The organism is Flavobacterium sp. K5-23 (genome assembly GCF_023278045.1).
GTDB lineage: Bacteria > Bacteroidota > Bacteroidia > Flavobacteriales > Flavobacteriaceae > Flavobacterium.
In genome coordinates this window covers 1333714-1347107 of sequence record NZ_CP056783.1, presented here as the reverse complement: position 1 = coordinate 1347107, position 13394 = coordinate 1333714, and the positions used below count along the sequence as shown (strand labels likewise).

10 protein-coding genes and 1 riboswitch are annotated in these 13394 nt (G+C 36.7%); all 10 genes read right to left on the bottom strand.

Annotation, left to right across the window (positions count from 1 at the left end):
* Window positions 1–55: 55 nt before the first annotated feature.
* Window positions 56–2737 carry a methionine synthase gene (gene metH / locus FLAK523_RS05935; RefSeq protein WP_248907562.1) on the bottom strand — a complete coding sequence of 894 codons (2682 nt, stop codon included), beginning with the start codon at window positions 2735–2737 and terminating at the stop codon, window positions 56–58.
* Between the two features lie 123 nt (window positions 2738–2860).
* Entirely contained in the window at window positions 2861–3862 is a 1002-nt protein-coding gene (locus FLAK523_RS05930; RefSeq protein WP_248907560.1) for a homocysteine S-methyltransferase family protein, read from the bottom strand.
* A gap of 266 nt (window positions 3863–4128) precedes the next feature.
* A riboswitch (SAM riboswitch) is annotated at window positions 4129–4233 on the bottom strand.
* A gap of 93 nt (window positions 4234–4326) precedes the next feature.
* Window positions 4327–5379 carry an NAD(P)/FAD-dependent oxidoreductase gene (locus tag FLAK523_RS05925; protein WP_248907558.1) on the bottom strand — a complete coding sequence of 351 codons (1053 nt, stop codon included), beginning with the start codon at window positions 5377–5379 and terminating at the stop codon, window positions 4327–4329.
* A 228-nt stretch (window positions 5380–5607) separates the two neighbouring features.
* Window positions 5608–6183: a bifunctional precorrin-2 dehydrogenase/sirohydrochlorin ferrochelatase gene (locus FLAK523_RS05920; RefSeq protein ID WP_248907556.1), complete on the bottom strand. Its 576-nt coding sequence runs from the start codon at window positions 6181–6183 to the stop codon at window positions 5608–5610.
* On the bottom strand, window positions 6170–6964 hold the full coding sequence (cobA, locus tag FLAK523_RS05915; RefSeq protein WP_248907554.1) for a uroporphyrinogen-III C-methyltransferase: 795 nt from the start codon (window positions 6962–6964) through the stop codon (window positions 6170–6172). The genes FLAK523_RS05920 and cobA overlap by 14 nt, the downstream gene beginning before the upstream one ends.
* Window positions 6965–7016: 52 nt before the next feature.
* Window positions 7017–9131 carry a nitrite reductase gene (locus FLAK523_RS05910; protein ID WP_248907552.1) on the bottom strand — a complete coding sequence of 705 codons (2115 nt, stop codon included), beginning with the start codon at window positions 9129–9131 and terminating at the stop codon, window positions 7017–7019.
* 157 nt (window positions 9132–9288) lie between these two features.
* A complete protein-coding gene (locus FLAK523_RS05905; RefSeq protein ID WP_248907550.1) occupies window positions 9289–10533 on the bottom strand; it encodes a sulfate adenylyltransferase subunit 1 in 1245 nt (414 codons plus the stop codon).
* A gap of 119 nt (window positions 10534–10652) precedes the next feature.
* Entirely contained in the window at window positions 10653–11384 is a 732-nt protein-coding gene (locus tag FLAK523_RS05900) for a DUF2490 domain-containing protein (protein ID WP_248907548.1), read from the bottom strand.
* Window position 11385: 1 nt separating this feature from the next.
* On the bottom strand, window positions 11386–12285 hold the full coding sequence (gene cysD / locus FLAK523_RS05895) for a sulfate adenylyltransferase subunit CysD (RefSeq protein ID WP_248907546.1): 900 nt from the start codon (window positions 12283–12285) through the stop codon (window positions 11386–11388).
* Window positions 12286–12399: 114 nt separating this feature from the next.
* The gene (locus tag FLAK523_RS05890) at window positions 12400–13101 is read right to left on the bottom strand and encodes a phosphoadenylyl-sulfate reductase (RefSeq protein ID WP_248907543.1); all 702 of its coding nucleotides are present in this window, start codon (window positions 13099–13101) and stop codon (window positions 12400–12402) included.
* Between the last annotated feature and the right edge of the window lie 293 nt (window positions 13102–13394).

Genomic DNA, 13394 nt, shown 5'->3' with positions numbered 1-13394 from the left:
AGGTCGAAAGTCAAATCCATTACAGACTTTATGACTTTTGACTTTATGACTATATTTAATCCGCAATATTTGGGTTTAACCATTTTGTGGCTTTATCGGTCGAAATACTTCTTCGTTTGGCGTAATCGATTACTTGGTCTTCTTTTATTTTTCCGAGTCCGAAATACTTGCTTTCTGGATTCCCGAAATAATAGCCCGATACAGATGAAGCGGGCCACATCGCCATACTTTCCGTCAAGGTCACTCCTATTTCTTTTTCTACGTTTAGTAATTTCCAAATCGTTGGTTTTTCTAAATGGTCTGGACAGGCAGGATAACCTGGTGCCGGACGAATTCCTTTATAATCTTCAGCAATCATTCCTTCCGTAGTTAATGCTTCATCCGCCGAATAACCCCAAATTTCTTTACGGATTTTTTCGTGTAAATATTCCGCGAAAGCTTCTGCAAAACGGTCTGCTAACGCTTTAACCATTATCGAATTGTAATCGTCTAAATCTCTTTCAAATTCGGCTGCCCATTCATCAACACCAAAACCGGTAGTGACACAAAACGCACCCATATAATCGATTTTCCCACTGTCTTTTGGGGCAATAAAATCAGCTAAGGCAATATTTGGTGCTCCTTTTGTTTTTTGAGATTGTTGGCGTAATGTCAAGAACGTTTGTAATGGCTTCCCGTTTTCATCCATTAGTTCAATATCATCATCATTGACTTGATTTGCCGGGAAAATTCCGTAAATACCTTTGGCAGTCAGTTTCTTTTCTCTCAAAATCACTTCCAACATTTCCTGTGCATCTGCAAAAACCGAAGTCGCTTGTTCTCCCACCACTTCATCCGTTAAAATAGCCGGATATTTCCCGAATAATTCCCAAGTTCTAAAAAACGGCGTCCAGTCGATATAGGGAACCAGAACGTCCAAATCGACTTCAATCACTTGTTCGCCTATTACATTTGGTTTCACAGGAGTAAAATTCTCCCAATCCAATTGCAATTTATTTTTGCGAGCTTGCTCAATGGTCAAAAAATTCTTGTCGCGTGAACGGTTCAGAAACGTTTCTCTAAACGCATCGTATTCTGCTCTTATGTCGCTTGCATATATTTTTTTATCCTTGTTCAATAAACTTCCAGCCACCGTTACGGCTCTCGAAGCATCGTTTACGTGAATTACCGTTTCTCTATATTGAGGTGCAATTTTCACTGCAGTATGTGCACGCGAAGTCGTTGCTCCACCTATCATCACTGGAATTTTAAGTCCTCGTTTATCTAGTTCTTTAGCTAAATAAACCATTTCGTCTAATGATGGTGTGATTAATCCGCTCAGTCCGATAATATCCACATTGTGTTCAATGGCTGCTGCAATAATTTTTTCAGGAGGCACCATAACGCCAAGATCTACTATCTCGTAATTGTTACAAGCCAATACTACCGAAACAATATTTTTACCTATATCATGTACATCCCCTTTTACGGTTGCCATCAAGATTTTACCATTCCCTTGTTTGTCCCCAGCTTGTTTACTTGCCTCGATATAAGGCAATAAATACGCCACCGCTTTTTTCATTACACGGGCAGATTTTACCACCTGTGGCAAAAACATTTTTCCGCTTCCAAATAAATCCCCAACAACATTCATTCCTGTCATCAAGTTGATTTCGATAACTTCAATTGGTTTGGTAGCTGCGAGTCTGGCTTCTTCAACATCTAACTCTATAAATGCGTCCACTCCTTTTACAAGCGAGTGCGTAATTCTTTCTTGAACTGTTCCCGAACGCCATTCTTGAACTGCCTTTTCATTGCTCTTTACATCTCCTTTTACATTTTCGGCAAAGTCCAACAAACGTTCCGTGGCATCATCTCGACGGTTTAGAATTACATCTTCTACGTGCTCTAATAAATCTTTTGGAATTTCATCATATATAGAAAGCATCTCTGGATTTACGATTCCCATAGTCATTCCGTTTTGAATGGCGTGGTACAAGAAAACCGAGTGCATCGCTTCTCTCACCGTATCATTTCCTCTAAAAGAAAAAGAAACATTACTTACTCCACCACTAATATGTGCGTGTGGTAAATTTTCACGAACCCATTTGGTTCCCCTAAAGAAATCCAACGCATTCAGGCGGTGTTCTTCCATTCCCGTTGCAACTGGAAATATATTCAAATCGAAAATAATGTCCTGTGGAGGAAAACCCACTTTATTCACCAAAATATCATACGAACGTTGGCAAATCTCCACTCTTCGATCGTAATTATCAGCTTGTCCTGTTTCGTCAAAAGCCATTATAATTGCCGCTGCACCGTAGCGCTTGATCAATTTAGCGTGGTGTATGAATTGTTCTTCTCCTTCTTTTAACGAAATCGAATTTACCACACTTTTTCCTTGAACTACTTTCAACCCTGCCTCGATAATGTCCCATTTCGAACTGTCAATCATAATAGGCACACGAGAAATGTCCGGTTCGGCAGCGATTAGATTCAGGAATTTTGTCATAGCATATTCGCCATCGAGCATCCCTTCATCCATATTAATATCGATGATTTGGGCACCACCTTCCACTTGCTCTTTGGCAATGCTAAGTGCTTCTTCGTATTTTTCTTCCTTGATTAATCGAAGGAATTTTCTCGAACCTGTTACATTGGTACGTTCCCCAATATTTACAAATACACTATCTGGCGTAATGATTAATGGTTCTAATCCTGATAATACAAGGTTTCTTCTAATTTCTGCTTGTGCCATTTTATTGTTTTTTCTACACATTCACTTTATACGTGAGTTTGCGGCTATAATTATAGACGCGATAAATCATGTCATTCCTTTTTTGTAACATCTTCGTTAGACGCGATAAATCGCGTCTCTACGTTACATTGTTGCTGTTGATACTCTCGGCTTATAATCCTTAGCGATATCAGCAATCAACTTGATGTGTTCTGGGGTTGTTCCACAACATCCACCTATGATATTTACTAAATTATCGTCCAGATATTCTTTAATGAAGGCTTGCATTTGCTCTGGTGTTTCATCGTATTCTCCAAAAGCGTTTGGCAATCCTGCATTGGGATGCGCTGAAACATTGAATGAAGTATTTTGCGACAATGTTTGTAAATACGGTTTCAATAAATCGGCTCCAAGGGCGCAATTGAAACCTACACTCAACAAAGGTATGTGCGAAACCGAAACCAAGAAAGCTTCCACCGTTTGTCCAGAAAGTGTTCTTCCTGAAGCATCAGTAATGGTTCCTGAAACCATTATTGGAATATCAATATTGCGTTCGTCTTTTACTTCTTCGATAGCAAAAAGTGCTGCTTTGGCATTTAAGGTGTCGAAAATAGTTTCAACTAATAATAAATCACTTCCTCCGTCAATTAAAGCTTCAACTTGCTGTTTGTACGCAATGCGTAAATCATCAAAAGTTACGGCTCTATATCCCGGATCGTTTACATCTGGTGACATACTTGCTGTACGGTTTGTTGGTCCTATTGAACCGGCCACAAAACGAGGTTTATCTGGATTTTTGGCTGTGAATTCATCAGCTACTTCACGGGCAATTTTTGCCGATTCGTAGTTCAATTCATATACGTATTCTTCCAGATAATAATCGGCCATTCCGATGGTAGTTCCTGAGAAGGTATTGGTTTCAACAATATCGGCGCCTGCTTCAAAATAAGCGGCGTGCACATCGCGAATCGCTTGTGGTTGGGTGATGGATAATAAATCGTTGTTCCCCTTAAGAGAATGTGGAAAATCTTTAAAACGTTCTCCGCGAAAATCCTCTTCGGAGAAATTGTAGCGTTGCAACATCGTTCCCATTGCTCCATCGAGTATGAGTATATTTTTTTTAATTGCTTCTTGAATTGATGCCATTTTTCTGTTTTATTCTCGCAAAACGCTTAACGCTGAGCTTTGATTATTACTTTCAAATGTTCACAATTGTTACTCTTTAGCCCTGATGGAAGTGAAAATCCTTTTATTCTGGTGTTCAGAATAAAAGATTGCAACGTACAGCAGGAACGATGAAGGCAAAAATGCCAAATCATTCGCTTCTAAAAAAGAAATGAATTCAGTAACTTAAAATATCGATAAAATTGTCAGGAAAGGGTATTGGGAAATACTATGATAGTATTTTTCGTGTGTTATCTATCCATAAATAATATGGTAGAATGTAGCACCTTCTTTATAGATAAAGGGTTGCTAAGGTTTCATTGGGTCATTCCCTCCGCCTTTCGTGATAACTTTCAATAAATGTATGAACACTGCAAAGTAAAGACATAGTGTTAATACTTGCAAGCATTAACACTATATTTTTTTACTTCTTTTTATATAACTTGTTAAACTATAGCTTTAACGACTGCTTTTGGTGCCTCTTTACGAGTTCCGTCAAATCCATCAACACCTGAAACTGTTGTGTATTTCAGTACATATCGTTTCCCTGGATTGATAATTTGGTAAGCCGCTTGACACATTAATGTTGCTTCGTGGAATCCACATAGGATTAATTTCAGTTTACCTGGATAGGTATTTACATCACCAATAGCAAAGATTCCTGGAATGTTTGTTTGATAATCTAAGGCATTGTTTACTTTAATCGCGTTTTTCTCGATTTCTAATCCCCAGTGTCCTATAGGTCCTAATTTAGGTGTTAACCCAAAAAGCGGAATAAAGAAATCTGTTGGGATGTTACGGTGAGCTCCATTCTCTTCAATGTCGATTGATTCAATGTGCTCAGCACCGTTTAATCCAACTACCTCAGCAGGTGTAATTAATCTGATTTTTTTAGAATCTTTTAGTTCCTGAACTTTTTCTACAGAATCTAATGCACCACGGAATTCATTTCTACGGTGAATTAAAGTTACCTCAGAAGCAACATTAGAAAGGAAAATACTCCAGTCAAGGGCTGAATCTCCTCCTCCTGCAATGACAACTCTTTTATTTCTAAAATCTTCCGGGTTTTTTATAAAGTATTTAACCCCTTTATTTTCATAGAAATCTATTCCGTCGATAAGCGGTTTTCTTGGCTCAAAACTCCCTAAACCACCAGCTATAGCAATCACTTTAGCGTGAAATTCAGTTCCTTCGTTTGAAGTCACAATAAAACTACCGTCTTCTTGTTTTTTAATTGTTTCAGCACGTTCTCCCAAAGTAAAACCAGGTTCGAATTGCTTGATTTGTTCCATTAAATTATCTACTAAATCTCCTGCCAGTACTTCTGGAAAACCTGGAATGTCGTAGATAGGTTTTTTAGGATATAACTCTGATAACTGCCCACCCGCTTGTGGTAAAGCGTCTAATATATGACATTTTAATTTTAATAATCCTGCTTCAAAAACTGCAAATAAACCAGTTGGACCGGCTCCTATTATTAGGATATCTGTTTCAATCATTTTATATTCTTTATATGTGTATTATGCTAAACTATTTTTGGTGTAAAGTAACGAACGATTCATCCTTAATTAAATGATAAATATCATTCGGAAAGTTTTTCCTCCCCCCGCCCCCTCCGAAGGAGGGGGAGACTGGGTGTAGTTTCATTCGTATATTTCTATTCTCTTTATTCTCTTTTCTTAGTTCTATTCTCTTTTCTCTTGGCTTTTGCCTCTTGCCTTTTTCCCTTACTTCTTCAACGACTCCGTAATGGCATTCATCCGTTGAACTTTATTTTCGAAATCTCCTTTTAAGGATTTGCGATACTCGTTTAGGTTTTCAACCATTTTATTGATGTCCTCCGGAATCACTTCTTCAAAAAATTCTCTTAGTCGCTTGGCCGTCGTTGGTGATTTACCATTGGTCGAAATCGCAATTTTCACATTCCCTTTAGTTACAATTCCACCCAAATAAAAATCACATAAATCCGGTGTATCAGCAATATTGCAAATTAAGAATCTTTTTCGAGACAACTCATAAATCCTTCTATTCACTTCAAGATCATCGGTACAGGCAATAACCATATGCCGTTTTTCGAGCATTTTTTTCTTGAATTTCTTCTCTTTCAATGTAACCGAATCGTGCTTACTTACTAATTCAACTAATTCAGGTAAAAAACGTGTCGCCACTACCTCAACGTTTGCATTTGGACTCGATTTCAACAAGAACGATAATTTTTCCAGCCCTACATTTCCTCCGCCTACAATGAGTACGTTGAGTTGATGTAGTTTAAGAAATACGGGGTATAACTCATTCCTTTCCATAGATCAGTCCCTTATTATGGTTGGAAATTAATTCTTTGTAAAATCCTTCCCTTTTCTTACCGTCTCCTACCACTTCTCCAATAACAATTATCGCTGGCGAACTTAAATTATTCTCCAATACCACTTTTTGGATATTGTTTACTGTTCCAAAACCAACTTTCTCCTCCGGCGTTGTCCCGTTTTGAATGATCGCTACTGGTGTTTCTCCTTTGGATTCTTTTTGGAATATAGAAACAATTTGATCCAGCTTACTCATTCCCATCAAAACGACAACCGTTGCTGAAGATTGAGCCGCTAAAGCTACATCTGCCGACAATTTCCGTGCTGAAGTCGTTCCAGTTATAACCCAAAAACTCTCCGAAACCCCTCTTTTTGTAAGCGATATCCCTTGATATGCCGGAACCGCAATCGATGATGAAATTCCAGGAACTACAAATGTAGGAATTCCAAAGCTTTCTACATACTCTATTTCTTCACTTCCTCTTCCAAAAATAAATGGGTCTCCCCCTTTTAGTCGAACTACGTGTCCGTAAGTAAGTGCATTATCGACAATCAATTGGTTGATTTGGTCCTGAGAATAGGCGTGATTCCCTTTTCTTTTTCCAACAAATATTTTTATTGCTTTTTTAGGGGCATACGCCAATATTTCTTCGTTTGCCAAAGCATCATACAGCACCACGTTAGCTTCCGCCAATGCTTTAGCGCCTTTGATGGTAAGCAAATCCGGATCTCCTGGACCAGCGCCTACTAAAGTTACTAATGGATTTATTTTATTTTTCATACGAAGTTAATATTTGTTCTTTATTGGAATATGGTATCGCCATTCTTCCTTCCTATTTGCTTTTTGGAATATTGGCGATTTCATCAGCTAAATCTTTTGTTCTATACGATTCGATATTTTCGAAAAAAGCGATCGCCTTCTCAATATATTTTTTTGCGAATTCCTCAGATGGTTCGTTCTCTTTTATTTGATACACTAAATCCTTTAATGAAGATTCTAATGTTATTTTATTGGTTTCCACAAAAACAGAATCAAACAAATCAATGATTCCTGCTTGATGGTTTGTTTTTTGGTTCTCCGCAAGCAATAAAGCTTTGGCACCATTTACAAAACCAGCATAGGCAAGGTATATTGAATCAGACCATTTTTTATCTTCGAATGCTTCTTGAGCGAAAGTCAATTTGTCCTTGGCTTCCAATAGTAAAGTAGCTACCAAATCAATCACTACACCCGCACATTCCCCTACACCAACTGCTTTCACATAATTATCGGCATTTCCCCAGTCGATAAAATCTTCATCTGTTAGGTTAGTAGTGTCCGCCAATGGTTTAAGGAATTCGTAAAAATATTTCTCTCCTTTGGTATCGTAATAATCTAAAAAGGACAATCCATCAGCATTAGCTTCAAAATCATTTAAGATATAACGCAAGGCATCAGGTCCTCTACGACTCGGAATCTTGATTACTTTATCAGAAAATCGTCCTTTTCCATCTCCTAAAATTCCACCACCAAGCAATACTTGTAATGCTGGCGCAACCAGTTTTCCTGCATTAATCGACATTCCCTGAAAACCAATTGTAGACATATTATGTTGTCCACAAGCATTCATACAACCACTAATTTTTATAGTGATTTCTCGGTTCTCTTTATATTGTGGAAATTCTAGTTTTAGTACTCTTTCTAATTCCTCAGCAATACCAGTACTGCTTGCAATTCCAAGATTACAGGTATCCGTTCCGGGACAAGCGGTAATATCGTTAATAGTATCATACCCAAGAGTAACAAAATCTAATTTGGCTAATTCTTGGTAGAAGAAAGGCAAGTTTTTTTCTTTTATATTTCTAAGAACTATGTTTTGCTTTAGTGAAAAACGCAATTCATTAGCTCCATAATTTTTAATTAAGTCTGCTAAAGCTCTCGCTTTATCTGTATAAAAATCTCCTAAAAGCACTTTGATACCAATCGCTACATAACCCGATTGTTTTTGAGCAATTACATTTGATTGCTTCCAAGCTTCAAAAGCAGCTGTATCTTCGATAATTACCTTTGGCACTTCTAATAAAGTTTCAGGAATAGCAACATCAAAATCAGTGGTGTCAATTTCTACCGTTTGGTAGGACAAGGCTTTTTTCTCTTCATCAACCAATCGTAAAAATTCATCTCTTCCAATATCTTTAATTAAGAATTTCATACGTGCTTTTAATCGTTTGGCTCTTTCCCCAAAACGATCAAATATTCTCAAAACACCTTCGGTAGTTGGGATAATTTGGTTTACCGGAATGAATTCTGATAATAACTCGGCGTGATGCGGTTGAGAACCTAATCCTCCGCCTAACATTACTTTGAATCCACGCTCGCCATTTACAATTTTTGGAATAAAACCTAAATCGTGCAAATAACTCAAGGCAGTATCCTTATCAGAAGAAGAAAATGATATTTTGAACTTACGCCCCATTTCCTGACAAATAGGATTTCTCAAGAAAAACTGAAACATCGCGTGTGCATAAGGTGACACATCAAAAGGTTCGTCGACATCAACACCAGCTAATTCACTTGCAGTAATATTCCTAACGGTATTTCCACAAGCTTCACGAAGCGTAATATCGTCAATAGCCAATTGTGCCCACAATTCCGGAGTTCTATCTAAACTTACGTAGTGAATTTGAATGTCCTGACGGGTAGTAATATGCAAACGTCCCGTTGAGTATTCATCAGAAACTTTTGTGATACGTATCAATTGCTCACTACTTACTTTACCAAATGGCAATTTGATACGAATCATCTGCACGCCTTCTTGACGCTGACCGTAAACACCACGCGCTAAACGAAGACTACGAAAACGTTCGTCGTCAATTTTACCATCTTTGAATAATGCAATTTTTCTTTCTAACTCGATTATCTCTTTTTGAACAATCTGATTTTCTATTTCGGTTCTAAAACTTTCCATACCTATTTATTATTATCCTCCCCCCGACCCCCTCCGAAGGAGGGGGAGCCATTGAGGAGCTATATTGTGTTATATTCTGGTTGTAAACTTAATAGCCACAAAGTTTATCTACATTCTCTCCCTCCTCGCCGCGGCGAGAGGGCTGGGGTGGGGATTCCTATCGGATAAACCCAACTCCCGCAGTTGTATTTGTTGCTGCATCAATTAGGATAAATGCACCGTTTGATTTGTTGTCGTTGTAAGCATCAAAATATAAGGCTTTGCTTAACTTGATATTTACTTCTCCTATTTCGTTAATCGCTAATTGAGACGCTTCCGTTGTTCCTGAAAAATCAGTGGCAATTACGTTTTTCACACTGTCAATTTTAGCCAAAACTCTATTGGTGTTGTGTTGTACAAAATATTTTGCTCCCGGAACTAACTTTTTACTGTCCATCCAACAAACTGTGGTATTGATGTCTTTCTCCACTTTAGGCAATTCAGCTGATTTTACAATCATATCGCCTCTAGTCACATTGATATCATTTTCTAATTCGATTGTAATTGAAGAACCTGCTGAAGCTTCGTCAAATTGCTTATCAAAAAAGTGAATGTTTGTCACTTTCGATTCTGTTAAAGAAGGCAATACGGTTACTGCATCCCCTACTTTAATATTATTTCCATACAATTTACCAGCATACCCTCTAAAATCGTGGTATTCTTGAGTTTTAGGTCGGATAACGGTTTGTACCGGAAAACGAGCTTTCCCTTTTTCGTACACATCTGTAGGCTCTAAAGCTTCAAGATGTTCAAGGACTGTTTGCCCTTCGTACCAAGGCATTCCTCCTAATGACTCCACCACATTATCTCCTGTTAAAGCACTTAACGGAATGTAACTTACGTTTTGCTCTTTGAAAGTACTTTTAGCATTTAGTGCTTCAAAGTCGGCTTTGATTTTATTATACACATCTTCCGAATAATCAACCAAATCCATTTTATTTACCGCAACAATCACCTCTTTTACTCTCAATAAATTATTGATAAAAAAATGACGGTAGGTTTGCTCAATAACTCCTTTACGAGCGTCAATCAAAATAATGGACACTTGTGAAGTGGAAGCTCCTGTAACCATATTTCGAGTGTACTCAACGTGACCTGGAGTATCAGCAATAATGTAACTTTTCTTAGCTGTAGAAAAATAAATATGTGCCACATCAATTGTGATTCCTTGCTCTCTCTCGGCAACTAAACCATCAGTAGCCAAAGAAAAATCTAAATAATCGTATCCTTTTTGCTTGCTACTTTTTTCTATTGCTTCCAGTTTATCTGTAGTCAAAGATTGTGTATCGTATAATAACCTCCCAATTAATGTACTCTTCCCGTCATCTACACTTCCTGCTGTTGCTATTTTTAAAACTTCCATCTCTTATTTTGTTTAAAGTTTAAAAGTTTAAGGTTTCAAGAAAGACCTTTATACACACTTTTAAACTTGAATATTTTATTTACTTTTTGAATTTTCGAATACAAAACTCTTACTCTACATTATATCTTAACCTTATGAATGAAGCTGAACCTTATTATGTCTCTTGCAAAATAATCCACTCCACTTGCCCTTTGTTGAAAACTGTTCAAATAGCCGAACTCCATTGCAATTGATTTATTCACTCCAAATTGTAAGGCTCCATATATTCTATTTTGATCAAAGGTGTTTTTGATAATTTTGTTTCCGCCATTAATCATTAACTCGTCGTGCACTATTCCTTTTAGATATTGTTTTTCATTTTTCCAAAAAGTATAATCTCCTTGAATTCGGTATCTAAATCTCAAGTAAAATGTAGTGCCCTCTTCTAACATTAGTTTACTGGAATTATGAACAAACCGTTCTTCAATCATATACCGATGACTTAAATTTATTTTACCTAAACTTTGTTTTACAGTTACATCTTGCTGTGCTCGATATTCAGGAATATGAAATCCATTAATTATTTCAGGGTCTTGTGTTGCCACAGAGAAATAATCAAAACCTACACCTAATTCTATCTTATCTGTTACTTTATCTCTAAGTTGAATGCGGCCAACAAGTGTGTTTTGCGTTACAGAATTTATAAAAACCCTATTGTCAATCTCAGTATGAACAGACCATTTGTTATTTAGATCCAGCTGATTGTAATATCGTGTCCAGAGTAAACTTTGGTTTTTTATGTTCTTCTCGGTTTGTGCTTTTACTCCAACACTTAAAAGAAATATGCTTAAAAAATATATCAAGAATTTCATCTTAAAAATACCCTTGTTGTTTTCTTTTCTCCATCGCTGCTTCAGAGCGTTTGTCGTCAATTCTGGCTCCTCTTTCGGAAATTGTTGATATTCTTATTTCTCCAACTACTTCTTTGATAGTCGCAGCATAGGATTCTACAGCTGCAGTACAACTCATATCACCGACGGTCCTGAAGCGAACAATTCTTTCTTCGATTTGTTCGTCTTCTTCTTGGTACACATAAGGAGAATGCGACCAGATTAAACCGTCTCTCAAAAAAACTTTGCGTTTGTGCGAAAAGTAAATCGATGGGATTTCGATTTGCTCTTGTTCTATATAACTCCAAACATCTAATTCTGTCCAGTTCGAAATTGGAAACACGCGTACATTTTGACCATTTTCAATTTTTCCGTTCAGAATATCAAACAATTCCGGACGTTGGTTTTTTTCATCCCATTGACCAAAATCATCACGGACAGAAAAAATACGTTCTTTTGCTCTTGCTTTCTCTTCGTCCCTTCTCGCTCCACCTATACAAGCATCAAACTTGAATTCCTCAATTGCATCAAGAAGTGTTGTGGTCTGCAAGCTATTTCTACTCGAATATTTCCCGGTTTCCTCCATTACTTTTCCTTCATCGATAGCGTCTTGAACATTACGAACGATTAATTCCAATCCTAATTCTTTCACTAATCGATCTCTGAATTCGATGGTTTCCGGAAAATTATGTCCCGTGTCAACGTGCAATAATGGAAAGGGAATTTTAGCCGGAAAAAAAGCTTTTTGGGCCAATCGTACCAACGTAATGGAATCCTTCCCTCCAGAGAAAAGCAAAACAGGTTTATCAAATTGAGAGATTACCTCTCTGAATATATATATCGCTTCGCTTTCTAATGCGTTTGTTTTTAATATTGTGTTCATATTAGTAGTTTAAAAGTTTAAAGATTAAAGTTTAAGGTTGTTTTAACCTAGACAATAATCTCTCTTCAACTTATTATTTCTATTCTCTTTATTCTATTCTCTTTTCTCTAAATCTTATTTCTGGTGTAAACCACACTCTTTCTGACTTGATTCCCACGACCATCTTCCTGCTCTTATGTCTTCGCCAGGAGCAATCGCTCTGGTACAAGGCTCGCAACCAATACTTAAAAATCCTTTTTTATGTAATGTGTTTTGAGGGACATTGTTTTTTTCTAAATACGCTTCAACCTCTTTTAAAGTCCACTTTAATAAGGGATTGAATTTTATAATTTTGAAATTAGCATCGTATTCAAAAAATCCTAAATCATTCCTGTTTTCCGATTGTTCCGCTCTTAAACCCGTAATCCAAATCGAGTTTCCTTTTAACGCTTTAGTCAATGGAGCTACTTTTCGAATAAAACAACACTCTTTTCTATTTTCAACCGAATCGTAAAAACTGTTTGGTCCTTTTTCATTCAGCATATTTTGTACTTCAGAAGCCTCTGGGAAATATACCTCAATATGTTTTTTATACTTCTTCAAGGTTTTATGAAAAACATCATAGGTTTCTTGAAACAAACGGCCCGTATCTAAGGTAAAAATGTTAATTGCAACATCACTTTTAGCAATTAATGCCGTTATCACCTGGTCTTCTTGACCAAAAGAAGTGGAGAAAACCACTTTGTCTTTATATTCATTTGCTAAAAAATCCATAGTCTCCTCAATTGAGAAATCCTTGGTTGTTTCTATTAATGTTTCTACTATAGTTGTGTTCATTTTATTTTCATTTACAATAAAATCCATTACCCTATCGGATTAATAGATTAAAAGGCAAAAGTAATACTTATTTCTAAACTACAAAATAATATTTCAATTTTTTATTTCGAAATAAACAATCCTTAATCCCTCAATAAAAGCACTTTAAACCCTATCAGGGTAAAGGTTATTAAATCAATAAATAATCGTGACGATTAATTTATTATTCCTAAATTATATCATATAATTCTAAAATATATTTAATTTTTCAAATATATTTTAATTAGTCTACTTTCCCGATAGGATAATTATTA

Bases quoted from the DNA above. Each gene is read 5' to 3' on its own strand.
- cysD (WP_248907546.1), bottom strand. From the start codon at position 12,285: ATGAACACAATATTAAAAACAAACGCATTAGAAAGCGAAGCGATATAT.
- FLAK523_RS05930 (WP_248907560.1), bottom strand. From the start codon at position 3,862: ATGGCATCAATTCAAGAAGCAATTAAAAAAAATATACTCATACTCGAT.
- FLAK523_RS05925 (WP_248907558.1), bottom strand. From the start codon at position 5,379: ATGATTGAAACAGATATCCTAATAATAGGAGCCGGTCCAACTGGTTTA.
- FLAK523_RS05920 (WP_248907556.1), bottom strand. From the start codon at position 6,183: ATGGAAAGGAATGAGTTATACCCCGTATTTCTTAAACTACATCAACTC.
- metH (WP_248907562.1), bottom strand. From the start codon at position 2,737: ATGGCACAAGCAGAAATTAGAAGAAACCTTGTATTATCAGGATTAGAA.
- FLAK523_RS05900 (WP_248907548.1), bottom strand. From the start codon at position 11,384: ATGAAATTCTTGATATATTTTTTAAGCATATTTCTTTTAAGTGTTGGA.
- FLAK523_RS05910 (WP_248907552.1), bottom strand. From the start codon at position 9,131: ATGGAAAGTTTTAGAACCGAAATAGAAAATCAGATTGTTCAAAAAGAG.
- FLAK523_RS05905 (WP_248907550.1), bottom strand. From the start codon at position 10,533: ATGGAAGTTTTAAAAATAGCAACAGCAGGAAGTGTAGATGACGGGAAG.
- cobA (WP_248907554.1), bottom strand. From the start codon at position 6,964: ATGAAAAATAAAATAAATCCATTAGTAACTTTAGTAGGCGCTGGTCCA.
- FLAK523_RS05890 (WP_248907543.1), bottom strand. From the start codon at position 13,101: ATGAACACAACTATAGTAGAAACATTAATAGAAACAACCAAGGATTTC.